The organism is Achromobacter sp. 46006, assembly GCF_059761975.1.
In genome coordinates this window covers 79,375-105,386 of record NZ_JCBANN010000011.1, presented here as the reverse complement: position 1 = coordinate 105,386, position 26,012 = coordinate 79,375, and the positions used below count along the sequence as shown (strand labels likewise).

Genomic DNA, 26,012 nt, shown 5'->3' with positions numbered 1-26,012 from the left:
GTTATAAATCACGCGACGGCGGACATATACGTAAGATGTGCAACACCCGCTAAATATCGGTGGCGCGGGGCCGTTGTCCGGGATGTAGCAGTCTCCTACACCCTAGAACGACGCGTATGACAAAGTTCCTGAAAGACATCACCATCCGCCGCATGATCCTGTGCACCTTGCTCATGATCAGCGCCCTGCTTGCCGGCCAGTCGGCCATCAGCGTAAAAGGCCTGCGCAACTCCGGAGAAGCCCTCACCGCCAGCTATACGCTACTGAATGAAGTCTCAGCCCTCTCCCGCGTCAACGACCAGATCATGCGGGCCCGCCTGCGGCTGACGCGCCAGTTGGAATATGCGCACGACGGCCTGGCAGGGCCGGCGGCCGAGGAAAACCGCAGCATCGACGCCGCAATGGAGTTGGCGCGAAAGTACCAGGCGGCCTTCCTGGCCTCGGCCCAGGACGATACCCCCGCTGCCATCCTGGAGCCGCTGCGGCGCGGCTTCGACGCCCTGGTCGGCGATATCGCCACGCAGCGCCAGTTGCTCGCCGCCGGCGAGATCGCGAAGGCGCGCACCCATGCCACCGGCCCGGTGATCGCCGCCAGCCGGGCCTTTGGCGCGAGCATCGAGAAATACGAGACCTATGCGCAGGAGCGCCAGGATGCCATGCGCGAAAGCGCGGTAGGCGAGCGCCACAGCGCCTACGCCGGCATCGGCATCGTGCTGGGCGTGTCGCTGCTGCTGCTGTTCCTGGGCGACCGCTACGTGGTGCATTTCGTGCGCCGGCCGCTGGATGACATCAAGCGGCATTTCCAGCATATCGCCGCCGGCGACCTGACCGCGCCCATCGCGCCCTTCGGCGGCAACTGTGTCGGCCAACTGGTTCCCTATCTGCAGGAAATGCAATCCAGCCTGGTGCGCACGGTGCACGCGGTGCGTGACGGCGTGGCCGAGATCAACACGGGTTCCAGCGAAATCGCCGCCGGCAACCAGGATCTGTCCAGCCGCACCGAGCAACAGGCCGCCTCGCTCGAGGAAACCGCGGCCAGCATGGAACAACTGCTGGCCACCGTCACCAGCAATGCGGAAAACGCGCGCCAGGCCAACGCCATGGCCACCGAAGCCTCGGACGTCGCCAGACGCGGCGGCGCGGCGGTGCAGAGTGCAGTCAGCACCATGCGTGAAATCGCCCAGGACTCCGGGCGCATCGAGGACATCGTCGGCGTCATCGACGGCATTGCCTTCCAGACCAACATCCTGGCCCTGAACGCCGCCGTGGAGGCGGCCCGGGCCGGGGAGCAGGGCAAGGGCTTCGCGGTGGTGGCCGGCGAAGTGCGCTCGCTGGCGCAGCGCAGCGCCAGCGCCGCCAAGGAAATCAAGCAATTGCTGGCTGCCTCGGGCTCAACCGTGCAGGCCGGCGCGGTCCAGGTGGAAACGGCCGGCCGCACCATGGAAGAGATCCAGGCGGCGATCGAGCGGCTGACCACCCTGGTCAGCGACATCGCCAGCGCCTCGCACGAACAGGTTACGGGCATCGGCCAAGTCAATACGGCGGTCACGCAGATGGACCAGGTCACGCAACAGAACGCGGCCCTGGTCGAGCAGGCGGCCGCGGCCGCCTCGTCGCTCGAATCGCAGGCCCAGCGGTTGCAGCAATCGGTCAGCGCCTTCCGGCTGCCGACCCATCAGGCCGGCCGCGACGCCCCGGCGATGCCGCTGCGCGAACGGCTGGCGCTGTCGGCCTGAACAGCCAAGGCCATGCCGCGCGCGGGCCTTGCCTGCGCGCGGCGGCGTCACGCCGGCGCGGTGGCGCAGACCTGTTCACCATGGCGGATGACCCGCTTGGGCAGGTCGCCGCCGATCCAGTAGGCCAGCTCGGCGGGGTGCGCGACATCCCACGCCACGAAGTCCGCGACCCTGCCCGCGGCGAGTACGCCATGGCTTGCCTGCAGGCCCAGCGCGCGCGCCGCGTGGATCGTCGCGCCAGCCAGCGCCTCTTCGGGCGTCAGTCGGAACAGCGTGCACGCCATGCTCAACATCAACCGCAGTGACAAAACCGGCGAGGTGCCGGGATTCATGTCGCTGGAAATCGCGATGGGCACGCCGTGGCGGCGCAGCAGATCGACGGGCGGCAAGCGGGTTTCGCGCAGGACATGGAAAGCGCCCGGCAGCAACACCGCCACCGTGCCGGCCGCGGCCATGGCGCGCACGTCGGCTTCGGTGAGGTATTCCAGATGGTCGGCCGATAGCGCGCCATGGCGCGCGGCCAGACTGGCGCCATGGCGCGACGACAACTGCTCGGCATGCAGCTTGACCGGCAGGCCCAGCCGGGCGGCAGCCTGGAATACCCGTTCGACCTGGGCGGGCGAAAAGGCCAGGTGCTCGCAGAACGCGTCCACTGCGTCCACCAGCCCCTCGGCCGCCAGCGCCGGCAGCATGCGGCACGCCACCTCTTCGATATAGTCGTCGGCGCGGCCGGCGAATTCCGGCGGCAACGCATGCGCCGCCAGGCAAGTGGCGCGGACCGTCAAGGGCAGGGTCCGTCCCAGCTGGCGCGCCACGCGCAGCATCTTGCGTTCATTGGGCAAATCCAGGCCATAACCGGACTTGACCTCCAGCGTGGTCACGCCATCGCGCAGCAGATGCAACGCGCGTTGACGGGCACTGGCGTACAGCGCCTGCTCACTGGCGGCCCGGGTGGCGCGCACGGTGCTGGCGATGCCGCCGCCACGGGCCGCGATCGCGGCGTAGTCCACGCCCTGCAGGCGCTGCTCAAACTCGCGGCTGCGGTCGCCGCCAAACACCAGGTGGGTATGGCAGTCGATCAGCCCCGGCGTCACCCAGGCGCCGCCCAGGTCGTGCACCGGGGCCTCGCCGCCGCGCGGCAGGGCGCTTTCCGGGCCGATCCATTCGATGCGCGGGCCGCGCGTCACCAACGCGGCCCGCTCGACGGCCGCGTATTCACCGCCAGCCATCGTCGCCACGTGGCAGTTGCGCCAGATCCGCCTCATGGGCTTGCTCCTGTCATCGCGGCTCCGTCACATACTGGGCAGCAGGCCTGCCGGCATCAGCGCATTCAGGCGGCGAGCGGCGATCAATTGGCTGGCGGCCTCGATGTCCGGGGCGAAGAAACGGTCCTTCTCGTAGTGCGCCACCTTTTCACGCAACAGGCTGCGGGCGCGCTCCAGCTTGGGCGCGGTCTTCAGGCCGGCGCGAAAGTCCAGCCCCTGGCAGGCCCCAAGCCACTCGATCGCCAGGATGTCCCGCACATTGTCGGCCATGGCCCAGAGCCGCTTGCCGGCGTTGGGCGCCATCGATACATGGTCCTCCTGGTTGGCCGAGGTCGGCAGGCTGTCGACGCTGGCCGGGTGGGCCAGCGCCTTGTTGTCGCTGGCCAGCGCCGCGGCGGTGACCTGGGCGATCATGAAGCCGGAATTGACGCCGCCATTGCTCACCAGGAACGGCGGCAACTGCGACATGTGCTTGTCCATCATCAGCGAGATGCGGCGCTCGGACAGCGCGCCGATCTCGGCCAGCGCCAAGGCCAGGTTGTCGGCCACCAGCGCCACCGGCTCGGCATGGAAATTGCCGCCTGACAGCACCTCGCCCTGTTCGGCGAACACCAACGGGTTGTCCGACACCGCGTTGGCCTCGATCCGCAGCACCTGCGCCACATGGCGGATCTGCGTCAGGCAGGCGCCCATGACCTGCGGCTGGCAACGCAACGAGTAGGGGTCCTGAACCTTGTCGCAATCGGCGTGCGAGTGGCCCACCTCGCTGTCTTCGGTCAGCAGCTCGCGGTAGACCGCGGCCACGTCGATCTGCCCGGGCTGTCCGCGCGCCTCGTGAATGCGCGCGTCGAACGGCACGCGCGAGCCGAGCATGGCCTCGACACTGAGGCTGCCGCAGACCAGCCCGGCGGCCAGCAGGTCTTCGGCCTCGAACAGACCGCGCAACGCGTAGGCCGTGGACACCTGGGTTCCGTTCAGCAGCGCCAGGCCCTCCTTGGCCGCCAGCGTCAGCGGCTCCAGCCCGGCGCGCGCCAGCGCCGCCCTGGCGGGCAGCCACGCCCCCTCGCAGCGGGCGCGGCTCTCGCCCAGCAGCAGCAGCGACATGTGTGCCAGCGGCGCCAAGTCGCCGGAGGCGCCGACCGAGCCCTTGAGGGGGATGTGCGGATGGACGCCGGCGTTGACCAGCGCGATCAGGCTGTCGATGACCTGGCGGCGGATGCCCGAGCGGCCGCGCGCCAGGCTGTTGATCTTGAGCACCATGATCAACCGCACCATGGCATCGTCCAGCGCCTCGCCCACGCCGGCCGCGTGCGACAGCACCAGCGAGCTTTGCAGCGCTTGCAGATCCTCGCGCGCGATACGGGTGGAGGCCAGCAGGCCGAAGCCGGTATTGATGCCGTAGGCCGTGCGGCCTTCGGCGATGATGCGTTCGACGCAGGCGACGCTGGCATCGATCGGGCCGTGGGCGGCCGGGTCCAGCGTCAGGCGCACCGGCTGCTGGTACACCTGGCGCAATTGCGCCAGTGTCAGTTGGCCGGGTTCGAGGTGCAGATCCATCTTCTTGTTCTCCAGGACGGCAATGAGGTCAGGCGCTACCGGCGGGCGCGGCCGCTTCAGCGCGGCGTTTCGATCATCGGCAGGTTCAGGCCCTGCTCGCGCGCGCATGCGATCGCGCTGTCATAGCCGGCATCGGCGTGGCGCATCACGCCGGTGCCGGGATCGTTGGTCAACACCCGCGCGATGCGCTCGGCCGCCGCCTGGGTGCCGTCGCACACGATCACCATGCCGGCGTGCTGCGAGAAGCCCATGCCGACGCCACCGCCGTGATGCAGCGAGACCCAGGTGGCGCCGCCGGCGGTGTTCAGCAGTGCGTTGAGCAGGGGCCAGTCGGAAACGGCATCGGACCCGTCGCGCATGGCCTCGGTCTCGCGGTTGGGGCTGGCCACCGATCCGGAGTCCAGGTGATCGCGCCCGATCACCACCGGCGCCGCCAGCTCGCCGCTGCGCACCATCTCGTTGAACGCCAGGCCCAGCCTGGCGCGCTGGCCCAGGCCGACCCAGCAGATGCGCGCCGGCAGGCCCTGGAAACGAATGCGTTCACGCGCCATGTCGAGCCAGCGGTGCAGGTGGGCGTCGTCGGGAATCAGTTCCTTGACCTTGGCGTCGGTCTTGTGGATGTCCTGCGGATCGCCCGACAAGGCGGCCCAGCGGAACGGGCCGATGCCGCGGCAGAACAGCGGCCGGATGTAGGCCGGCACGAAACCGGGGAAATCGAAGGCGTTGGCAACGCCTTCGTCCCTGGCCATCTGACGGATGTTGTTGCCGTAGTCGAAAGTCGGCACGCCCTGCTGTTGAAAGGCCAGCATCGCACGCACGTGGACGGCCATCGACTGCTTGGCGGCCTTGACCACGGCGGCCGGTTCGCGCCGGGCGCGCTCGCGGTATCCGGCCCAGGTCCAGCCTGCCGGCAGGTAGCCGTTGAGCGGATCGTGGGCGCTGGTCTGATCGGTCAGCAGGTCGGGGCGGACGCCGTGCCGCACCAGTTCGGGCAGCACCTCGGCGGCGTTGCCGCATAGCGCCACCGACACGGCACGGCCTGCCGCGGTGTATCGGGCAATGCGCGCCAGCGCGTCATCCAGGTCGCCGGCCTGCTCATCGACGTAGCGGGTGCGCAGGCGAAAATCGATCCTGGACTGCTGGCATTCGATTGTCAGCGAGCAGGCGCCAGCCAGCGTGGCCGCCAGCGGCTGCGCGCCCCCCATGCCGCCCAGGCCCGCGGTCAGCACCCAGCGGCCCGTCAGGTCACCGCCATAGTGCTGGCGCCCGGCCTCGACAAACGTTTCGTAAGTGCCCTGCACGATGCCCTGGCTGCCGATATAGATCCAGCTACCCGCGGTCATCTGGCCGTACATCGCCAGGCCGCGGGCGTCCAGTTCGTTGAAGTGTTCCCAGGTGGCCCAGTGCGGCACCAGGTTGGAGTTGGCGATCAGCACGCGCGGCGCGTTGGCATGCGTCTTGAACACGCCCACCGGCTTGCCTGACTGCACCAGCAGGGTCTCGTCGTCCTCCAACCGCCTGAGCGTCTCGACGATTTTGTCATAGCAGTCCCAGTCGCGCGCCGCGCGGCCAATGCCGCCATAGACCACCAGTTCTTGGGGATTCTCGGCCACCTCGGGATCGAGATTGTTCATCAGCATGCGCAGCGGCGCTTCGGTCAACCAGCTCTTGGCGGTCAGTTGGTTGCCGCGCGGCGCGCGGATCTCGACATCGCGGTATCGATTCGATCTTTCCAAGGCAGTCTCCATCAACGCGGCGCCGCCCGGGCGGAAGCCGGCGCGGCCGATTGCTGGAATCATAGGATGCCTATTCTTGTATATACAAGCTATGGAACTCTGTCGCCGGCCAGGGATTTCCCGTAGACGGCGCGCCGTCTACGGGGTCATGCGCGGCGCGGCAGCAACTCGATCAGGCAGGCATCCAGCGGTGCCGGCGACTCCAGCCGGTAGTGGGCCGGCCCGTCCTGGTCCTTGTCCGCGCCGGACTCCACGCGCAGGCAGTCATAGCGCCCCGCCACGGGCAATGTCGCGCCGTCGCGCCATGCCGCCAGTGGCTGGCCGGCGTTCAGCAGCAGCACCGTGCCGGCGCAGGTATGGAACGAAGCATCGCGCGCCCCGCCGATCCATTGCAGCCGCGCGAAGTAGTGGCGCGGCGAGTAGATCAGGTTGAAGTCGCGGATGGCGCCGCCCAGCAGACGGCAGTCGACCTGGGCATCGCCGCGGAAGGCAAAGGTCTGGCGCGGCCGCAGCGGCGCCTGCGCCTGGCCGTCGACGGTCAGCGCGATGCCCTGGCCTTCGAGCACCGTGATGATGCGCTGCAGGCCGCCGAACAGCGAGAAACCGCCGTCGCGCGCCACATCGGCGATCGACAGGCGCCACTCGAACGCGGCCGTGCTGCCGCCATCGTTGCAGGCCACTTCCTGCGTGGTGCCGCCACCATTGCGCCAGGGCATGCGCGGATAGTCCTGTGCCCGGTACAGGCGCACGTCAAGCGGAGTCATGTGGTGAATTTTCCTTCGAGGCGGTGGCGCGACCCGGGATGGATCAGCCGCGCCATGGTGACAGCGCGCTCGCCCGACCAGGTGCGGCGACGGATCAGCAGGCACGGTTCGGTGCGCTCGATCTGCAGCAACTGGCATTCGCGCGGCTTGGCGACAATCGCCTCGACCACGTGCTCGCCCTCGGTCAGCGGCGCCACGCGCGTCAGGTATTCGTAGGGCGTATGCCGGGTGAAGTCCTGCGCCAGGTAATCGGGCGCCAGGCGCACGTTAACGTAGCGGTCTTCGAGCTGGATTGGCACATCGTCCTCGAAGTGCACGATCAGCGAGTGGAACACCGGCTGGCCTTCGCGGATGTCGAGCGCCGCGGCCTGCTCGGCAGCGGCCGGCTCCTGCGCCAGGCGCACCACGCGGCTGTGGTGCCGATGGCCGCGGGCGGCGATTTCATCGGCGATGTTGTTGACGGCGAACAGCGCCGAGCGGGCCTTGGGCTGCGCCACGAATGTGCCCACGCCCTGCATGCGCACCAGCAGGCCCTCTGCCGTCAGTTCGCGCAGCGCGCGGTTGACCGTCATGCGCGAATAGCCCAGTTCCTGCACCAGCTCGCTTTCCGAAGGCACGCGGTAATGCGCCGGCCAGGCGCCGCTGTGGATCTGCTGGGCGATCATCTGCTTGAGCTGTGCGTAGCGCGGCGCCGGCAGCACGCCAGGCGAGGCCGGCAGGCGGAGCGGGGAGGAAGCCAAGGGTTATCCTGTGTCGTGCCGAGGAACGAAAGGCGATTATAGGGTCCACTGGACATGTACAGACAGGCGGCCCGGGCTGGACGCCGCAGCCGCGCCTGCGTATACTCCCCCCCTGTATCTACCGGAGGCAGCCGTGCCCCATTCCCCCGCAGAGAAAAAACGTGTCACCACCCGCCTGCGCCGCATCCAGGGCCAGGCGCTGGCGCTCGAGCGCGCCGTCAACGAGGGGACGGAATGCGGCGCGCTGCTGCAGCAATTGGCCGCCCTGCGCGGCGCGGCCACCGGCCTGATGGCCGAAGTGCTCGAAAGCCATCTCCGGGAAACCTTCCTGCAATCCTCGCAGGGCGGACGGCCCGGCGCGGCGGTCGAACCCGAAGCCGAGATCGACCAGATCATGCGCATCGTCCGTTCCTACCTGAAATAACCCCATCCGACCTCGTGGAGCCCCTTATGAAATCACGCGCAGCCGTCGCATTCGGCCCTGGCAAGCCGCTGGAAATCGTTGAAATCGACGTCGCGCCGCCCCAACGCGGCGAAGTACTGGTGCAGATCACGCACACCGGCGTCTGTCACACCGACGCCTTCACCCTGAGCGGCGACGACCCCGAAGGCCTGTTCCCCGCCGTGCTGGGCCACGAAGGCGCCGGCGTGGTGGTCGAGGTCGGCGAGGGCGTGACTTCGCTCAAGCCGGGCGATCACGTCATCCCGCTCTACACCGCCGAATGCCGCGAGTGCAAGTTCTGCCTGTCGGGCAAGACCAACCTGTGCCAGAAAGTGCGCGCCACCCAAGGCAAGGGCGTGATGCCCGACGGCACCTCGCGCTTCAGCTACGAAGGCAAGCCGCTGTACCACTACATGGGCTGCTCGACCTTCAGCGAGTACACCGTGGTCAACGAGATCTCGCTGGCCAAGATCAACCCGGCCGCGCCGCACGAGAAGGTCTGCCTGCTGGGCTGCGGCGTCACCACCGGCCTGGGCGCGGTGCACAACACCGCCAAGGTCAAGGAAGGCGACACCGTGGCCGTGTTCGGCCTGGGCGGCATCGGCCTGGCGGTGATCCAGGGCGCGGTGCAGGCCAAGGCCGGCCGCATCATCGCGGTCGACACCAATCCCAACAAATTCGTGCTGGCCAGCGCCATGGGCGCCACCGACTGCATCAACCCCAAGGACTATGACAAGCCGATCCAGGAAGTGATCGTCGAACTGACCGACGGCGGCGTGGATTTCTCGTTCGAATGCATCGGCAACGTGCACGTGATGCGGGCCGCGCTCGAATGCTGCCACAAGGGCTGGGGCGAAAGCATCATCATCGGCGTGGCCGGCGCCGGCCAGGAAATCAGCACGCGTCCGTTCCAATTGGTCACCGGCCGCGTCTGGCGCGGCTCGGCCTTCGGCGGCGTCAAGGGCCGCACGCAGTTGCCCGGCATGGTCGAGGACGCCATGAGCGGCAAGATCGACCTGGATCCGTTCGTCACCCACACCCTGCCGCTGAGCCGCATCAACGAAGCCTTCGACCTGATGCATGAAGGCAAGTCGATCCGCACCGTGATCCACTATTGACGCCACGGCGGCGGCTGGCTGCCGCTGGACCCGGACCGCACCGACAAGCTGATCGTCCTCAGCTTCAACGCCACCGGCGGCGCGGCACGGTCTCAGCGCGCGCCGCGCAGTCGCATCAGGCTCAGGATCTCGAACAGGATCTGCGCGCCCGCGTGCGCCGTATTGGCGGTGGCGTCGTACGACGGCGCCACTTCCACCAGGTCACCGCCGACGATGTCCAGCCCCGCCAGTCCGCGCAGCATGGCCTGGGCCTCGCGCACCGTCACGCCGCCGACCTCGGGCGTGCCGGTGCCCGGCGCGAAGGCGGGATCCAGGCAATCGATGTCGAACGACACGTACACGGGCGCATCGCCGACGATGGCCCGCGCCCGGGCGATGATGGCGTCCACCCCCAGGCGCGGAATGTCCTCGGCATGGATCACGGTCATGCCGGACTCGTACGAGAACTCCCACAGATACTCGGCCGATCCGCGGATACCGATCTGGATGGTGCGCGTGGGATCGAGCACGCCTTCCAGCACCGCCTGGCGGAACGGGCCGCCATGATGAAAACGACTGCCGTCGAACGGGCCGCCGGTGTCGCAGTGCGCATCGAAGTGCACCAGCGCCACCGGCTGCCGGGCGCCCAGCGCGCGCAGGATCGGCAGCGTCACGGAATGATCGCCGCCGACCGACAGCGGCGTGACGCCCGCCGCCACGATCTTCTCATAGGCCGCGTGGATATCCGCGTGCGACTGCTCCAGGCTGAAGCGGCTGCGCATCGGCACATCGCCGATGTCGGCCACACGCAACTCGCGCACCGGCGCGCATTTGAGCGCGTGGTTGTAGGGTCCGACCCGCTCGATGGCGCGCAAGGCGCGCGGCCCGAAACGACAGCCGCTGCGGTTGCTTGCGCCCAGGTCCATGGGCACGCCCAGCAGCGCCACCTGCAGGTCGCCGAAATCCGGCCGCTGCCAATCGATCGGCCTTGCCGGCGCATCCAACAACGTCGGCATGCCCGCATAGGGCGCGCTGCGAGTGCCGCTGTCGTCAATGACATTGGCCGCCACCGCGCGAAAATGCGCGTCGTGGATGACGGCCTCGTTGGATCCACCGAACCGGGCGCGCAAGGCGGCCAGTTTCTCGGGCGTGAAACTCATGGAGCACTCCTGGAAGAGGTTGCGCCGGGGGCCGGCTCGGAAGCGCGTCCCATCAGGCTGACAACAAGGAAACTGAAGGCGCTGACGGCCAGGCTGGCGTAGATCGGCGTATTGGCCGCGAGCCCGTCGCGAATCATGAAGCCGACCGCCGTGGCGCAGCCCAGCAACATGCTGGCGATGGCGCCCGCCGTGGTCGCGCGGCGCCACCAGATCGCGCCCAGGATCGGCACCAGCATGCCGCCCACCAGCAAGTTGTAGGCGCAGGTCAGCGCATCGAGCACATCGTCCACCGCCAGCGCGATGCCAAGCGTGGCCAGGCCGGCCAGCAGCGTCATCAGGCGGTGGCTGCGCACGTGGGTGAAGCCGCGCCCGCCACGCAGGGCTGGCAACAGGTCTTCGGCCAGCACCGTGGCCGAGGCCAGCATCGCGGCGCTGGCGGTGGACATCATCGCCGCCAGCGCCGCCGCGATCACCAGGCCGCGGATGCCGGCTGGCAGCTCGGCCTGCACGATGGCGGCAAAGGCATTATTGACGTTGGCCAGATCCGGCAAAAGCACCTTGGCGGTCATGCCGATCAATGCCCCCACCAGGCCGTAGACGATGCAATACAGCCCGGCCGCCGCACCCGCCAGGCGCGCCACCCGCTCGCTGCGGGCGGTGAATACGCGCTGCCAGATGTCCTGGCCGATCAGGATGCCGAAGAAGTAGATCAGGAAGTACGTGACGATGGTGGGCCAGCCGATCGCGGTTGCCTCGAAGCTGCTTGCCGGCAGCTTCGCCACCAGTTGGTCCCAGCCGCCCACCCGGTACAGGCAGATCGGCAGCAGCACCGCCATCAGGCCGATGGTCTTGATCAGGAACTGCACGATGTCGGTCAGGGTCAGCGACCACATGCCACCCACCGCCGAATACACCACCACCACGCCGCCGCCCACCAGGATCGCCAGCCAGAAAGGCATGTCGAACAGCACCTGCATCACCGTGCCGGTCGCGATCACCGAGGTCGCCGCCAGCATCAGCGCGTAGGCCATCATCACCAGGGCGCTGACGTGCCGCGTGCGCGCGCTGTAGCGGAACTCCAGGATCTGCGTCACCGTGTAGATGCGCAACTTCAGCAGCGGCCTGGCCAGGCACACATTGAGCACGACGATGCCCAGGCCCAGCATGGCACACAGCCAGAAGCCGGAGATGCCGTGCACATATCCCAGCCGCACCGTGCCGACGGTGCTGGCGCCACCCAGCACCGTGGCAGCCATCGTGCCCATGTAGAAGGCCGGTCCGAGATTGCGGCCCGCCACCAGGAAATCCTCCTGCGTCCTGGCGCGGCGCATGCCGTACCAGCCCAGCAGCAGCATCGCGGCCAGATAGGCCACGACCACGCCTATATCGACAAACATGTCCTTCCCCTTGTCCGTTCGCGTGCGACCCGCACGCGTATTGGCTACCGCCGGCAAAACACCTATTGATGTAGAAGTGATTCCGGAAAAACGGGCTTTCCAGCACTCGATTCGCCCGCCCTCCGGCGACGGCACCGCTGCCGGGTCGAATCGATAACACTGGTGGAATAATAGGAATCCGAACTTTTTCCATCCATGCCTAGTTCGGAAAATTCACATCGATGCCCATCAATGTTTCGTCCGTGATTACCCTATGCTCTCCAACGTCTCCGACCTCGACCTGCGCCTGATCCGCGTCTTCCTCACCATCGTCGACGCCGGCGGCGTGTCGGCCGCGCAGGCCCTGCTGGGCGTGGGCCAGTCCACCATCAGCAGCCAGCTCGCCACGCTCGAAACGCGGCTCGGCTTCACGCTGTGCGAGCGCGGGCGCGGCGGCTTTCGCCTCAGCGCCAGGGGGCAGCGCTTCGACAAGCTGGCGCGGCGCGCGCTGGCCGCGCTGGACGACTTCAGCGCACAGGCCCGCAACATGCACCGGCAACTGGTCGGCAACCTCACGCTGGGCCTGATCGGCAATGCCACCATGGCGCAGAACGCGCGCATCGGCCACGCCATCGAGAGATTCCGCCGGCGCGACGAAGCCGTGCGCCTGTCGGTGCTGATCCGCAGCCCGCGCGAACTCGAAGAACTGATCCTGAAGGACGAAATACAGGTGGCTGTCGGCTACTTCCTGCACCGGGTGCCAATGCTCGACTACACGCCGCTGTTCCAGGAACGGCAGATCGCCTACTGCGGCGCCACCCATCCGCTGGCCGACCGCGCCGGCCGTGTCACCGAGCCCGATCTGGCCGATGCCGACTGGACTTGGCGCACCTACCCGCTGCCCGAATCCTCGTTCGCCGGCCGCCCGCGCCGCATCACCTCGGAAGCCGACAACATGGAGGCCGCGCTGATCCTGATCCTGTCCGGCGCGCACCTGGGTTATCTGCCCGAACACTATGCCGCGCCCTATGTCGCGGCCGGCCTGCTGCATGCGCTGGATGCCGACACCTATCAGTACGACGTGGAGATCAGCATGGTGGCCAAGCGGCGCAGCCAACTCGACGACATTGCCGCCGCCTTCCTGGAGGACATGCGCGCGGCGCTGCTGGCTGCGCCCGGCACCGCGCCGTGATATACCTGTGCCGCGCACGGCACCCGTCCACCGGCCCCGCGCGCTGCACACAGGAGCCCCCATGTCCACCACCGCCACCCTGAATTCCGCCGCCGGCGCGCCGCGCCGCATGACCGTCCCGGCCTTCCGCGCCCGCAAGCGCGCCGAACCGCTGGTCATGCTCACCGCCTACACCGCGCGCATGGCCGAACTGCTGGACCCGCACTGTGACGCGCTGCTGGTGGGCGACAGCCTGGCGCAGACCATCTATGGCCTGCCGTCCACGGTGCCCGTCACGCTGGACATGATGATCGCGCACGGCGCCGCCGTGGTGCGCGGCGCGCGCCAGGCATTGGTCGTCGTCGACATGCCTTTCGGCAGCTATGAAGCAAGCCCCGAGCAGGCGTTCCATTCGGCCGCGCGCGTCCTGAAGGAAACCGGCGCCAGCGCCGTCAAGCTGGAGGGCGGCCAGGCCATGGCGCCGGCCATCGCCTGCCTGACGGCGCGCGGCATTCCCGTGATGGCGCACATCGGCCTGACCCCGCAGGCCGTCAATCTTCTCGGCGGCTACGGCGCGCGCGGCCGCGGCGAGGCCGAGTACGCCCGCATCGCCGCCGACGCCAAGGCCGTGGCCGAGGCTGGCGCGTTCGCCGTGGTGATCGAGGGGGTGGTCGAACCGCTGGCGCTGGCCGTTACCGAGGCCATTGCCTGCCCCACCATCGGCATCGGCGCCTCGGCAGGCTGCGACGGCCAGGTGCTGGTGGTGGACGACCTGCTCGGCATGTTCGACCGCACCGCCCGCTTCGTCAAACGCTATGACGCCCTGGCCGCCCGCATCCAGGCCGCCGCCCGCGACTACGCCGCCGACGTGCGGGCACGGCGCTTCCCCCAGGCGGAACACCTGTACGGCTGAGGCGGCCAGCCCCGGCACGCCGGGCCGGGCGCGCATTTGTCGCTAGAATCAGGCCATGCCGACTTCCGCGCCGACCGCCTGCCATGAATCCGCCTCGCCATGACACCCCGCAGTTGCAGGACGCGATCGCCGATGCGATCAGCACCGCCACGCGCGGCGCCGGCCGCGTCAACATCCTGGTCGCGGGCAAGACCGGCGTCGGCAAGAGCACCCTCATCAATGCGGTGTTTCGCGGCGATCTGGCCCGGACCGGCGCCGGCAAGCCGGTCACGCAGACCACTCAGGAGTTCTCGCGGCCTGGCCACCCGCTCACCATCATCGACACCCGCGGCCTGGAAGTCGGCGACTACGCCCGCTCGCGCCAGCAACTGGCCGACCTGATCCGCGAGCGCGCAGCAGCGCAAGACCAGGACCGGCACCTGCACGTGGCCTGGCTCTGCATCCAGGACAGCAGCCATCGTGTCGAAGACGCCGAGATCGAACTGAGCGCGCTGCTGGCCGATGCCGGCATTCCGGTCATCGCCGTGCTCACCAAGGCCCGCAAGAACAGCCCGTTCCTGGAACAGGCCCGGGCGCTGCTGCCGCGCGCAAGGCAGGTGGTGGCGGTGCGCGCCCTGCCCGAACACATCGAGGAGCTGGGCGCGGACCTGCCGCCGATGGGGTTGGATGCGCTGATCGACGCCACCGCCCAATACATCCCCGAGTCGCAGCAGCGCGCCTACGCCAACGCACTCTCGAGCCGCAATCTCAAGGCGCTGGAAGTAAAAAAAAAGCGGGCTGAAATAGAGGTCAACGTCGCCGCCGGCCTGGCCGCGTCGGCCGCCGCCGCGCCGATCCCGTTCTCGGACGCGGTGGCCCTGGTGCCGATCCAGGTCGGCATGATCGCCAAGATCGGCATCACCTTCGGCATGGAACTGAACACCACCGCCATCAGCACGCTGGTGACCTCGTCGCTGGGCGCGTCAGCGGCCACGCTGGTCGGACGGTCAGTGGTATCGGGCCTGCTCAAGTTCATTCCCGGCGCGGGCAGCGCGGTGGGCGGCACCATCGCCGCCACCACCGCCGGCGCCATCACCAAGCTGCTCGGCAACGCCTACATCGCCGTGTTGTACGACTTCTGCCAGAAGCATCCCGGCCAGGATCTCGACATCACGATAATCACGCAGGCGCTGAAACAGCGCATGGGACGCTAGGCGCGGCACACGCCTCCTGCTTGCGCGGGCCTGTTACCCGGCGCAAGGATCCGACTTAATGCATCAAGTTCGGCAAGAATGCGCCTTTCCGCGCCTTGCCGGTGAATAATCGCGCCGGCACGACGTAAACGTACGTGCCGCGAATCCCGCAACGCCAGCCCTATCCAATGATCATCGACAATTCCGACGTCATGTACCGGCACCTCGTGCAAGGTGTCGTTGACTACGCAATCTACATGTTGAACCCCGATGGCACAGTCGCCAACTGGAACGCCGGCGCGCAGCGCGCCAAAGGCTATACGCGCGACGAAATCGTGGGGCGGCACTTTTCCTGCTTCTACAGCGCTGCCGACCAGGCCGCCGGCCTGCCCGCCCGCGGCCTGGCCACCGCCCGCGAGCAAGGCCGCTTCGAGGCCGAGGGTTGGCGCATCCGCAAGGATGGCAAGCCGTTCTGGGCCCACGTCGTGATCGACGCCATCCACGACGATGCCGGCTCCCTCATCGGCTACGCCAAGATCACGCGCGACTGCACCGAACGGCGCGAGCGCGAGTTGCAACTGCTGCAAGCCAAGGATCTGGCCGAACGCTACAACAGCGAGCTGACCTCGCTATCGAGCTTCCTGGAGGCGGTGGTCTCGCACATTCCCTCGTGTGTGCTGGTGCTGGACGCCGTGTCGCGCCGCATCGTGCTGGCCAACCGCCAGACCGAGGCTGCCTTCGGTTCCCGCCGCGAACAGATGCAGGGGCGGACCATGCAGCAATGCCTGCCGCCCGCCGTGCATGAATTCTTCGAGCGCCTGACCAACGACGCCCTGCGCTCGGATGGCGCGTTGCGCGAGGCCGGCCAGGAAGAGGTGATGACCGGGCGCGGCCCGCGCGCGCTGCGCAGCCGGACGCTCGTGTTCCACAGCAGCGACCCGCGCTCGCGCTACGTGCTGCTGATCGCCGACGACGTCACCGACGAGAACGCCGCGCAAGCCCAGGTGCGCTACATGGCGCACCACGATACCCTGACCGGCATGCCCAACCGCCGGCTGTTCCGCGAACGGCTGCTCAAGGCCCTGGCGCCTGAGGGCCGCGAACGCAGTGCCGCGGTGCTATGCCTGGACCTGGACAATTTCAAGAGCGTCAACGATACGCTGGGCCACCCGTACGGCGACGAACTGCTGCGCCAACTGGCGCGACGCCTGGCCAAGAACCTGCGCGAACAGGACACGCTGGCGCGCCTGGGCGGTGACGAATTCGCGGTCGTGCTGCCCGGCGTCGAGAAAGCCGACGACCTGCGCCAGATGGCGCAACGCCTGATCGACGCGGTACGCGAGCCATTTCAGGTCGACGGCCACACCGTGCCGGTCAGCGTCAGCATCGGCATCGCGCGCGCCACCTCGCAGGAGGGAGGCGCCGACCAGCTCCTGCGCTACGCCGACATGGCGCTGTACGAAGCCAAGCGCAACGGCCGCAACTGCCTGGCGTTCTTCAAGCCCGAAATGGAGACCGCCGCGCTCAGGCGCCACGAAATGGAAATGGACCTGCGCCAGGCGATCCTGTCGCAGCAGTTGCAGCTGTACTACCAGCCCATCAAAGACATCAGCCACGTGCGCACGGTGGGCCGCGAAGCCCTGATGCGTTGGCGGCATCCGGTCAAGGGCCTGATCATGCCCAACGACTTCATCCCGATCGCCGAGGAAACCGGGTTGATTCATGAACTGGGCGCCTTCACCCTGCACGAAGCCTGCCGCGAGGCCATGACCTGGGACGCGCATGAAACCGTGGCGGTCAACCTATCGCCCACGCAGTTCACCAACAGTGCCCTGGTGTCACTGGTGGAGTCGGCCCTGGCCACCTCCGGCCTGGCGGCAAGCCGGCTGGAGCTGGAGATCACCGAATCGGTGCTGCTGGCCAACTCCGAGGCCAACCTGAACACGCTGAACCGGCTCAAGCAACTGGGCGTGAAGGTGGCGCTGGATGACTTCGGCACGGGCTACTCCTCGCTCGGCTATCTGCGCACCTTCGAGTTCGACAAGATCAAGATCGACAAGTCCTTCACGCAGGATGTCGAATCGAGCAAGGAAGCGCTGGCCATTATCCGCGCCATCAACGGCATCGGCCGCAGCCTGGATATCCCCACCACCGCCGAAGGCGTCGAGACGCCGGCGCAGCTCGAACGGCTGACCCAGGAAGGCTGCTCGCACTTCCAGGGTTTCCTGCTGGGCCGGCCGGTATCGCACGAACCGCCACAATCCCAATAGCGTCTTCGCAGTCGCGCATCAGCCTCGCAATAGCGCCTGGCTGGCGCGGGCCGAGGCCTGACGGCCGCGCACCAGCTCGTACAGGTTCTTCGGATCGGCCAGGTTCGGCGCCACTTCGACGCGCGTGCCGGCACCATGCTTGAAAGCGCTGTCGCGCAACCAGCGCAGGGCCGAGAAATCCTCCAGGGCGAAGCCGACCGAATCGAACACGGTGATGTCGCGCTCATCCTTGCGGCCGGCGCGCTGGCCGGTCAGCACGCGCCACAGTTCGGTCACCGCGAAGTCGGCCGGCATCTGCTGCAGATCGCCTTCGATGCGTGTCTGCGGCTCGTATTCGACAAACACCGGGCCGGCGCGCAGCACGTCGGCATGCAGCTCGGTCTTGCCGGGGCAGTCGCCGCCGACAGCATTGATGTGCATGCCGGGCTCGACCATGTCCGCGGTGAGGATGGTGGCGTAGGCCTTGTCGGCCGTCACCGTGGTCACGATATCCACGCCCTTGGCGGCGGCGGCGGTGCTGTCGAAACGTCGCAGGCGCAAGCCCGGCACCTCGGCCAGGTTGCGCGCCAGCTTGTCGCTGGCAGCCGGGTCGACATCATGCAGGTGCAGCGTGTCGATGCCAAGGATGTGGTGGAACGCCAGCGCCTGGAATTCGCTCTGCGCGCCATTGCCGATCAGCGCCATGCTGCGCGCCCCCGGCCGGGCCAGGGCGCGCGCGGCCAGCGCCGAGGTGGCGGCGGTGCGCAGCGCGGTGGTCAGGGTCAGCTCACTGATCAGCAGGGGTTCGCCGGTGCTGACCTGCGCCAGGGCGCCGAAGGCCATCACGGTGCTCAGGCCGGCCGCCGGATTGCCGGGATGGCCGTTGACGTACTTGAAACTGTAGAGCTCATGATCGGCGGTGGGCATCAACTCGATCACGCCGGCGGCGGAATGGCTGGCGACGCGCGCGCTTTTGTCGAACTCCGGCCAGCGCAGGAAGTCGGCCAGCAGGTAATCCAGCAGATCCTCGAAAACCTTGCGCGGGCCCTGTGCGGCCACGATTTTCGCAACGTCGGTGGTGGTGAGCAGTGTCGTCATTGTTGTCCCCTGATGGTCCTGGTACAGAAATTCTGTCCGATGCCCAGGTCAGTGCCTAGCGCCCACTTTCCACACAAAATGCAAGGAATCTGCCATTTCGGCAACCGCCGGTGCCACTTGTCGCAATCCGCCGCCACCCACCCGGAAAAGCCTTCAGGCCGGACGCGCGTCGGCGCGCAACTCCATCGGCAGGTGTTCGCGCATGGTTTCTATGAAACGCCGCAGGCGCGCCGGCTGCAGCCGCGACGGCGCATAGACCAGGTACACCGGCAGCGGCGCGGCGCGCCATTGCGGCGCCAATTGCACCAACTGGCCACTGGCCAGCTCGTCGCGCAGGGCCCACGCCGATGCGATGCCCGCGCCCAGGCCCAGCACGGCCGCCTTGCGCAGCGCATACAGGCCGTCGGTCGACAGGCGCGGCTGGATCTCGAAATTCGCAACCTCGCCGGTCTCCACATGGGTCAGGCTGACCTGGTCGCGATAGAAGGTGCGCAGCGCCAGCCAGGGCAGGCCGGCCAGTTCCGACGGGTGGGCGGGGACCGGACCGCCGCCCAACAGCGACGGCGCCGCCATCACGCTGCGCGGTACCTCGCCCAGCTTGACCGCCACCACCGACGGGTCCTGCACCGCGCCGACCTTGATGGCGCAATCGATGTTTTCGGCGATGAAATCCGGCAACCGGTCATGCAGCAGCCATTCGACCCGCATGCGCGGGTACTGGCGCAGGTACTGCGCCAGCGCTTCCATGAACTGGTTCTGGCCGAACGCATGCGGCGCCACCACGCGCAGCGTGCCCGCCAGTTCCTCGCCGGCCCCGCGCACGTCGCTCTCGAACGCCTGCCAGGAAACCAGTAGCTCCTTGGCGCGTTCATAGCAGCGCTGGCCATCCTCGGTCAGGCTGATGGCGTGGGTCGAACGCTGCAGCAAGCGCACCGCCAGGGAACGTTCCAGTTGTTGCAGGCGGCGGCTGACCGTGGGCTGCGTGGCCCCCAATTGCGCCGCGGCGGCCGACAGGCTGCCGGCCTCCACAATGCGCACGAAGGTCTCGATCAAGAGCATGCGGTCGGTACCGGTCGGGGCGGGCAGGGCGGAGATGGTCATACGCCTATCGTATAACGGATCTACTCGGTCGACGGCTACCCAGAGTCCGTCCATGCGCTCAGAATTTGCGCCGTACGCACCTCGTGGTGCCTTTTCCCGAACGGATCCTCCTATGTCCTCCGATACCCGGGCGCACCCCGCGCCCCCCACCCAAGAGCTGTCCGCCAGTCTGGTGCTGCTGCTGGCGATCGGCGCCGGCCTGGCAGTCGCGTCGCTGTACTACAACCAGCCCATGCTCGGCATCCTCGGCGCGGACCTGCGCGCCAGCCCCGCCGCGCTCGGCTGGATCCCTACGCTGACCCAGCTTGGTTATGCGTTCGGCATATTGCTATTGGCCCCGCTGGGCGACCGCTACGACCGCAAGCGCATCGTCCTGGTCAAGGCCGCCGCACTCAGCGCGGCCCTGCTGCTGGCCGCCGTCGCGCCCGCCATCGGGGTGCTGCTGGCCGCCAGTTTCGCCATCGGCCTGTCCGCCACCCTGGCCCAGGACATCGTGCCGGCCGCGGCCGCGCTGGCGCCTGCGGCGCACCGCGGCCGCATCGTCGGCACGGTGATGACTGGCCTGTTGCTGGGCATCCTGTTGTCGCGCGTCATCAGCGGCGTAGTGGCCGAGCAGCTAGGCTGGCGCAGCATGTTCGTGGCGGCGGCAGTCTCCATCCTGGCGCTGGGCGCGGCCCTGTGGCGCGGCCTGCCGGCATTCGCGCCAACCACCCGGTTGCCCTATCTCGAACTATTGGCCTCGCTGCCGCGGCTGTGGCGCCAGCATGGCGAACTGCGCCGCGCCGCCACGGCTCAAGGCCTGCTGTCGCTGGGTTTCAGCGCGTTCTGGTCGACGCTGGCGGTGATGCTGCACGAAGCCCCATTCCATCTCGGCGCCGCCGCCGCCGGCGCCTTCGGCCTGGCCGGCGCGGCCGGCGCGTTGGCCGCGCCGCTGGCCGGACGCTACGCCGACCGGCGCGGTCCGGGCGCCGTCAGCCGCCTGGGCGCCGCGCTCACAACCTTGTCGTTCGCAACCATGGCGCTGCTGCCCCTGCTGTCGGCCCAATCCGGCCTGTGGCTGATCGCTGCCAGCGCGATCGGCTTCGACCTGGGCATCCAGGTGGCGCTGATCGCGCACCAGAGCATCGTCTACGGCATCGACCCGGCCGCCCGCAGCCGGCTCAATGCCGTGCTGATGGTCAGCGTCTTCATTGGCATGGCCGCCGGCGGAGCGCTGGGCAGCCTGGCGCTGGCGCGGTGGGGCTGGCTCGGCGTGACGCTGGTGGCCACGGCGGCAGCCGGCGGCGCGCTGCTGCTGCGCCTCTGGCCGGCTTCGGGCGGACGCCGCGCCCGGGCAGGCTGCGCGGCCTGACACCGGGCGGCAGCACGGCGCCGGGCAGGGCGGGTGGGTGCCGGGAGGCGTCCCCCGCCCCCGCGGCGCCCCCTTGGCTCCCCTCCACCTCGGCTTTGCCCGGGAGAACGTGGGCCGCAACCCCCGGGAAAACATGGGTGGAAATCCGCTGGAACTGAATTATGCTCACCAAAAGCATAAATCAGCTCTCTTTTTTTACCCAATAAATGCTCATATTGAGCATTTATACGTACCCAAGGAACCCATCATGACCGCCGCAACCCTGCGCTCCGTCGCATTCGACCTGCCCACCGACGGCCATCACGGCGCCGTCGGCCAGGCCTGGGCCCGCGTACCCGCGCCACTGTCGACCGCCGGACGCGCCGCGGCGGCACAACGCATCCGCGCGTTGCTGGCACGCGAAAACGCCGTCCTGGTGGCGCATTACTACGTCGACGGCGACGTCCAGGAGCTGGCCGAAGCCACCGGTGGCTGTGTCGGGGATTCGCTGGAGATGGCGCGCTTTGGCCGCGACCACCCGGCCGCGACCCTGGTGGTCGCCGGCGTACGCTTCATGGGCGAGACCGCCAAGATCCTAAGCCCCGCCAAGCGTGTGCTGATGCCGGACCTCGAAGCCAGTTGTTCGCTCGACCTGGGCTGTCCCGCCCCGGCCTTCACCGACTGGTGCAACGCCCATCCGGATCGCACCGTGGTGGTTTACGCCAACACCAGCGCCGCCGTGAAAGCGCGCGCCGACTGGGTCGTAACCTCGTCTATCGCGCTCGACCTGATCGCAGACCTGCATGCGCGCGGCGAAAAGATCCTCTGGGCGCCCGACCGCCATCTGGGCCGCTATGTGCAGAACCAGACCGGCGCCGACATGCTGCTGTGGCAGGGCGCCTGCCTGGTGCACGACGAATTCAAGGGCGCCGAGCTGGAGCTGATGCGGGCGGCCGATCCCGACGCGCGCGTACTGGCCCACCCCGAGTCGCCGGCGTCGGTCCTGGCGCAGGCCGATGTGGTGGGTTCCACGACCCACCTGATCGAAGCCGCCCGGCGCCTGGACGCGCCACGCCTGATCGTCGCCACCGACCAGGGCATCCTGCACAAGATGCGCCAACAGGCGCCCGGCAAGACTTTCCTGGCGGCTCCCACCGCCGGCGACAGCGCCACCTGCAAGAGCTGCGCCCACTGTCCCTGGATGGCGATGAACGGATTGGCCGGCCTGGCCCACACGCTCGAACACAGCGCCAACGAAATCCTGCTGGACCCGGCGCTGGCGCGGCGCGCCAAGGCGCCGATCGACCGCATGCTGGACTTCGCCGACAAGCGCAAGCGCCCGGTACGCGCCAGCGGCGACCTGGCGCGCGATGGCGCGCTGTTCCAGCGGGTCGGACCGGCATGATTGCCGCATCCGGAGACCCCGCCATGGCATTCGACGTCATCATCATCGGCAGCGGCCTGGCCGGCCTGGCCGCCGCCCTGGAACTCGCGCCGCGCCGGCGCGTGGCCCTGGTCAGCAAAGGCGCGCTGCGTTCGGGCGCCAGCCCGCACGCGCAAGGCGGCATCGCCGCCCCGCTGGGCCCGCAAGACAGCGTGGCCGCGCACCTGCGCGACACCCTGGCCGCCGGCGCCGGTCTGTGCGACGCGAACGCCGCGCAGGCCATCATCGACCAGGCTTGCGCGGCCATCACCTGGTTGCAGGAGCAGGGAGTGGCCTTTTCGACCGAGGGGACGCAACTGCATCTGACGCGCGAGGGCGGCCACGGCCAGCGCCGCATCGCCCATGCCGCCGACGCCACCGGCCGCGCCATCATCGCCGCGCTCGAAACAAGGGTCGAACAGCAACCCGCGATCACCGTGCTGGCGCGGCACTGCGCCGTGGACCTGCTGCTGTCCGATGGGCCCGGCGCCCGCTGTCAAGGCGTGCGCCTGCTGGATCTGGACCGTGGCCTGCGCCGCGATATCGCCGCCGCGCATGTCGTGATCGCCACCGGCGGAGCCGGCCAGGTCTACGCCACCACCACCGCGCCGCCCGGCGCCACCGGCGACGGCATCGCCATGGCCGCGCGCGCCGGCGCCCGCCTCGCCAACCTGGCGTTCACGCAATTCCACCCCACCGGCCTGCACCACCCGCGCGCCGACGGATTCCTGATCTCGGAGGCCGTGCGCGGCGAAGGCGGCCGCCTGTGCCTGCCGGACGGCAGCCGATTCATGCCCGCCCATGATCCGCGCGCGGAACTGGCGCCGCGCGACATCGTGGCGCGCGCCATCCATGCCGAGATGCAGCGCCATGCGCTGGATTGCGTCCATCTGGACATCAGCCACCTGCCCCGCGATTTCGTGCGGTCGCACTTTCCCCTGATCCATGGGCGCTGCCTGACGCTGGGCCTGGATATCTCGGCCACGCCCATCCCCGTGGCGCCCACCGCCCACTACACCTGTGGCGGGATTGCCACCGACACCGACGGCCGCAGCAGCGTGCCCGGCCTGTACGCGGTGGGCGAGGCCGCCTGCACCGGCCTGCACGGCGCCAACCGCCTCGCCAGCAATTCGCTGCTGGAATGTGTCGTCACCGGGCGCGCCGCCGCCCGCGACATCCTGGCCGGCGCCGTCGCCATGCCCTCCGGCGCCGCCATGCCGGCCACCGAGGCGCCCGCCCATGCGAAGCCGGCCGACCGCGCGCCGATGACCGCGCGCATGGCGCGGCAGCGCCAGGCACTGCGGGCCGCGATGAGCCGCGATGCCGGTATCGTGCGCAGCGATGCCTCGCTGCGGCGGGCCGCCGACCACATCCGCGCATTGCGCCGCGCGCTCGAGGCAAGCGACCCCGCCGACGATGGCCTGGCGCTGCTGGAACTGCGCAACCTGGCCCTGGTCGCCGACCTGATCGTGGCCGATGCCCAAACCCGCCGCGAGAGCCGCGGCGCGCATTTCAACCAGGACTGGCCAGACCATGCGGGCGCGCAATCAAACCAGGCCACGCCGCTTTGAACCGCCGGCGGGCCCGGACTGAGCACGGCGGTGGATGCGCAACCGCCCTCGACCCAGGCTGCCGGGTTCGAGGGCGGAACGTGCCGTGGCCGTGCTCAGGGTTGAGCGGCGTAACGCGGAGAACGCGGGCCGTACAGAATGCCGCCCGGGGTGCCGGCGCTGAGCAGCATGTTGTCCGCCATGCCCGCCACGCTGTAACTGCGGTCCGACAGGGTATTGACGACCTGGTCCACCACCGCCTGCACCAGCATGCCGATCAGGCCGCCATTGTTGTTGTTGCTGGCGTGCACCACCTCTTTACTGCCATTCCACAGCTTGGCGCCCGTGCGCAGGTCTACCAATGCCGCGTCGATCGAGACCGTGATCGAGCTGGACAACACCGCATAGCTCGACCCGTATTGCTTGACGGTCATGTACAGCGCGGCATCCGCGCCGAAGATATCGCGCAGCCGCTTGGCCGGCAGTTCGTGGATTTCATCCGCGTTGGCCAGGCCGTTCTGCTTGAAGGTCTCTTCCATGACGGCGACCGGCACGACGTAATAGCCGGACTCCGCCAACGGCATGGTCGCCTGCGACAGCACCGCCGCCCCGGCAGCCACATCCACGGAGGTATTCAGCGGCGGCAGCACCAGGATCGACGCCGGCTTGCTCTCGCGGAATGCCGCATAGTCCACCTCGTGGCGCTGCGGCGCGGCGCAGCCCGCCAGCAGCGCGACCATCGCCAGCACCGTGATACGCATGATGGTGTTCATGTCAGGCTCCCTTGCCGGCGGCTTGCGGTTGGCTGGGGGAGGCTGCCGGCGTGTCGGCCGGAGCCACGGCGGGGTCGGGCGCGGGTTGCGCGGCGCTGTCGGCCGTCCTCGCATTGCGCAGCAGGAAATCCATGAACGGCTTGGATTCGGGAAAGGCCGCTTTCTCGCCCTCGAACTGTTCCACGCCTTTGGCTCCTTCGCCCATCTTCAGGTACAGCATGCCCAGGTGCGCTCGAAAGCCCGGCGGCAATTGCGCATCGGCCGAGCGCGCGGTCTCGATGTTCTTCTCCATCGCCAGGCTTTGCGCCGCGTAGTCTGCGCCATCGTCCTTGAGATAGGCATAGACCGAAGGCTGATATGACTGCCAGGAGTACATGCTCTTGGCGGGTTGCGCGCACGCGCTCACCAGCGCCGCCAGGGCGGCCACAGCCAAGACACGGCCCGCGCGCGCGATTGCCCGCGAAGGCACATTAACCAGATTGTTCGACATGGACATACCCATCAAGGTTGGACCGGTTGCCAGGCACCCTGCTCGATGCCTTCCACCAGGCGATCGACGGCCTCGCGGATCGCCAGGTCCAGCACCTTGCCGTTCAGCGTGGAGTCGTAGCCGGCGGTGCCGCCAAAGCCGATGACCTCGCGGTTGGACAGGCTGTACTCGCCCGCGCCCGATGCCGAATAGACCACTTCGGAGGTGCTTGCGTCGACCACGTTGAGGTCGACCTTGGCGTAGGCCACCTGCTCCTTGCCGCGGCCGAGGATGCCGAACAGTTGCTGGTCGCCGGTCACCTTGCGACCGAACGCCGTCACGTCACCGGTGATGACGTAACGCGCCCCCTTGATCTGGCTGGCCTTCTTGTTGAAGGCCGCTTCCTGGGCGATTTCCGACAGGTTGTCGCGGTCCATCACCTGGAACCGGCCGCTGCGCTGCAGGTGGCTCACCAGGATGGTCTTGGCCTGACCGCCGAGGCGATCCACGCCGTCGGAGAACACGCCACGCAGGTAGTTGGTACGGTTATCGAACTTGCCGACCGAGATCGGGCTGCGCACGCCCTGGTAGGGCTTGCTGGCGGCCGCGACGGCGGGCACCGCGACCGATTGGGAACGTTCCGTGGCGCAACCGGCCATCAGCAATGACAGGATCGTCATTGCGCCAAGCTTTACTGCCTTGATCGACATGCCTTTCTCCTGCGGACCCGGCACTCGAACCGCGCCGCGCGTAGCGTGAAATGAAGGAATCAGGCAGCGAGTATATACAATTACATACAACAGCAATAATTAGAATTGATGGATAAAAGCCGGTTATTTTGTCCTAAAAACAGGCAATGGCGGACATCTTCAAGGCTTCCCCCAAAACAC

22 protein-coding genes are annotated in these 26,012 nt (G+C 68.3%); 10 read left to right on the top strand and 12 right to left on the bottom strand.

Annotated elements, in window-relative coordinates; all coding sequences use genetic code 11:
- Positions 1-116: 116 nt before the first annotated feature.
- Entirely contained in the window at positions 117-1,736 is a 1,620-nt protein-coding gene (locus AC6LKG_RS08845; protein ID WP_498163963.1) for a methyl-accepting chemotaxis protein, read from the top strand.
- 47 nt (positions 1,737-1,783) lie between these two features.
- Here the strand turns inward: AC6LKG_RS08845 and hutI are convergent, their stop codons facing one another.
- The 5 genes from hutI to hutC all read right to left on the bottom strand — a co-directional run bounded on the left by hutI (position 1,784) and on the right by hutC (position 7,798).
- Positions 1,784-3,001: an imidazolonepropionase gene (hutI, locus tag AC6LKG_RS08840; RefSeq protein ID WP_498163962.1), complete on the bottom strand. Its 1,218-nt coding sequence runs from the start codon at positions 2,999-3,001 to the stop codon at positions 1,784-1,786.
- A 27-nt stretch (positions 3,002-3,028) separates the two neighbouring features.
- On the bottom strand, positions 3,029-4,558 hold the full coding sequence (gene hutH / locus AC6LKG_RS08835) for a histidine ammonia-lyase (protein WP_498163961.1): 1,530 nt from the start codon (positions 4,556-4,558) through the stop codon (positions 3,029-3,031).
- A 56-nt stretch (positions 4,559-4,614) separates the two neighbouring features.
- Positions 4,615-6,306, bottom strand: coding sequence for a urocanate hydratase (gene hutU / locus AC6LKG_RS08830; RefSeq protein ID WP_498163973.1), 1,692 nt, complete (start codon positions 6,304-6,306; stop codon positions 4,615-4,617).
- Positions 6,307-6,440: 134 nt separating this feature from the next.
- A complete protein-coding gene (locus tag AC6LKG_RS08825) occupies positions 6,441-7,058 on the bottom strand; it encodes a HutD/Ves family protein (protein ID WP_498163960.1) in 618 nt (205 codons plus the stop codon).
- Entirely contained in the window at positions 7,055-7,798 is a 744-nt protein-coding gene (hutC, locus tag AC6LKG_RS08820) for a histidine utilization transcriptional repressor HutC (RefSeq protein WP_498163959.1), read from the bottom strand. Before hutC ends, AC6LKG_RS08825 begins: the two co-directional genes overlap by 4 nt.
- A 133-nt stretch (positions 7,799-7,931) precedes the next feature.
- Between hutC and AC6LKG_RS08815 the strand changes: the two genes are divergently transcribed.
- On the top strand, positions 7,932-8,222 hold the full coding sequence (locus tag AC6LKG_RS08815) for a metal/formaldehyde-sensitive transcriptional repressor (RefSeq protein WP_498163958.1): 291 nt from the start codon (positions 7,932-7,934) through the stop codon (positions 8,220-8,222).
- A 26-nt stretch (positions 8,223-8,248) separates the two neighbouring features.
- The gene (locus tag AC6LKG_RS08810; protein WP_498163957.1) at positions 8,249-9,358 is read left to right on the top strand and encodes an S-(hydroxymethyl)glutathione dehydrogenase/class III alcohol dehydrogenase; all 1,110 of its coding nucleotides are present in this window, start codon (positions 8,249-8,251) and stop codon (positions 9,356-9,358) included.
- 92 nt (positions 9,359-9,450) lie between these two features.
- On the opposite strand, the gene speB is transcribed toward AC6LKG_RS08810, so the two are convergent.
- Together speB and AC6LKG_RS08800 are read right to left on the bottom strand one after the other, a co-directional pair.
- Positions 9,451-10,497 (bottom strand): agmatinase, encoded by a 1,047-nt coding sequence (gene speB, locus AC6LKG_RS08805; protein WP_498163956.1) that lies wholly within the window; start codon positions 10,495-10,497, stop codon positions 9,451-9,453.
- Positions 10,494-11,894 carry a sodium:solute symporter family protein gene (locus AC6LKG_RS08800; protein WP_498163955.1) on the bottom strand — a complete coding sequence of 467 codons (1,401 nt, stop codon included), beginning with the start codon at positions 11,892-11,894 and terminating at the stop codon, positions 10,494-10,496. Before AC6LKG_RS08800 ends, speB begins: the two co-directional genes overlap by 4 nt.
- Positions 11,895-12,147: 253 nt before the next feature.
- On the opposite strand from AC6LKG_RS08800, the gene AC6LKG_RS08795 reads away from it, so the two are divergent.
- The 4 genes from AC6LKG_RS08795 (at position 12,148) to AC6LKG_RS08780 (ending at position 17,399) form a co-directional block, all read left to right on the top strand.
- On the top strand, positions 12,148-13,065 hold the full coding sequence (locus AC6LKG_RS08795) for a LysR family transcriptional regulator (protein ID WP_498163954.1): 918 nt from the start codon (positions 12,148-12,150) through the stop codon (positions 13,063-13,065).
- A gap of 61 nt (positions 13,066-13,126) precedes the next feature.
- Positions 13,127-13,957, top strand: coding sequence for a 3-methyl-2-oxobutanoate hydroxymethyltransferase (gene panB / locus AC6LKG_RS08790; RefSeq protein WP_498163953.1), 831 nt, complete (start codon positions 13,127-13,129; stop codon positions 13,955-13,957).
- A gap of 83 nt (positions 13,958-14,040) precedes the next feature.
- Entirely contained in the window at positions 14,041-15,150 is a 1,110-nt protein-coding gene (locus tag AC6LKG_RS08785) for a GTPase family protein (RefSeq protein WP_498163952.1), read from the top strand.
- Between the two features lie 167 nt (positions 15,151-15,317).
- Entirely contained in the window at positions 15,318-17,399 is a 2,082-nt protein-coding gene (locus tag AC6LKG_RS08780; protein ID WP_498163951.1) for a putative bifunctional diguanylate cyclase/phosphodiesterase, read from the top strand.
- An 18-nt stretch (positions 17,400-17,417) separates the two neighbouring features.
- Here AC6LKG_RS08780 and ocd read toward each other — a convergent pair whose 3' ends face one another.
- Together ocd and AC6LKG_RS08770 are read right to left on the bottom strand one after the other, a co-directional pair.
- Positions 17,418-18,476, bottom strand: a complete 1,059-nt coding sequence (ocd, locus tag AC6LKG_RS08775) for an ornithine cyclodeaminase (RefSeq protein WP_498163950.1) — start codon at positions 18,474-18,476, stop codon at positions 17,418-17,420.
- A 153-nt stretch (positions 18,477-18,629) separates the two neighbouring features.
- Positions 18,630-19,577 (bottom strand): LysR family transcriptional regulator, encoded by a 948-nt coding sequence (locus tag AC6LKG_RS08770; RefSeq protein ID WP_498163949.1) that lies wholly within the window; start codon positions 19,575-19,577, stop codon positions 18,630-18,632.
- 112 nt (positions 19,578-19,689) lie between these two features.
- Here AC6LKG_RS08770 and AC6LKG_RS08765 point away from each other — a divergent pair, with 112 nt between their 5' ends.
- The 3 genes from AC6LKG_RS08765 to nadB all read left to right on the top strand — a co-directional run bounded on the left by AC6LKG_RS08765 (position 19,690) and on the right by nadB (position 23,901).
- On the top strand, positions 19,690-20,928 hold the full coding sequence (locus AC6LKG_RS08765; RefSeq protein WP_498163948.1) for an MFS transporter: 1,239 nt from the start codon (positions 19,690-19,692) through the stop codon (positions 20,926-20,928).
- Positions 20,929-21,175: 247 nt separating this feature from the next.
- On the top strand, positions 21,176-22,312 hold the full coding sequence (gene nadA / locus AC6LKG_RS08760) for a quinolinate synthase NadA (protein ID WP_498163947.1): 1,137 nt from the start codon (positions 21,176-21,178) through the stop codon (positions 22,310-22,312).
- Between the two features lie 23 nt (positions 22,313-22,335).
- Positions 22,336-23,901, top strand: coding sequence for an L-aspartate oxidase (gene nadB / locus AC6LKG_RS08755; RefSeq protein ID WP_498163946.1), 1,566 nt, complete (start codon positions 22,336-22,338; stop codon positions 23,899-23,901).
- Between the two features lie 95 nt (positions 23,902-23,996).
- Here the strand turns inward: nadB and AC6LKG_RS08750 are convergent, their stop codons facing one another.
- The 3 genes from AC6LKG_RS08750 to AC6LKG_RS08740 all read right to left on the bottom strand — a co-directional run bounded on the left by AC6LKG_RS08750 (position 23,997) and on the right by AC6LKG_RS08740 (position 25,832).
- Positions 23,997-24,653 (bottom strand): DUF799 domain-containing protein, encoded by a 657-nt coding sequence (locus tag AC6LKG_RS08750; RefSeq protein WP_498163945.1) that lies wholly within the window; start codon positions 24,651-24,653, stop codon positions 23,997-23,999.
- 1 nt (position 24,654) lies between these two features.
- The gene (locus tag AC6LKG_RS08745) at positions 24,655-25,080 is read right to left on the bottom strand and encodes a DUF4810 domain-containing protein (RefSeq protein WP_498163972.1); all 426 of its coding nucleotides are present in this window, start codon (positions 25,078-25,080) and stop codon (positions 24,655-24,657) included.
- A gap of 74 nt (positions 25,081-25,154) precedes the next feature.
- Positions 25,155-25,832 carry a CsgG/HfaB family protein gene (locus tag AC6LKG_RS08740; protein ID WP_498163944.1) on the bottom strand — a complete coding sequence of 226 codons (678 nt, stop codon included), beginning with the start codon at positions 25,830-25,832 and terminating at the stop codon, positions 25,155-25,157.
- Positions 25,833-26,012 lie beyond the last annotated feature (180 nt).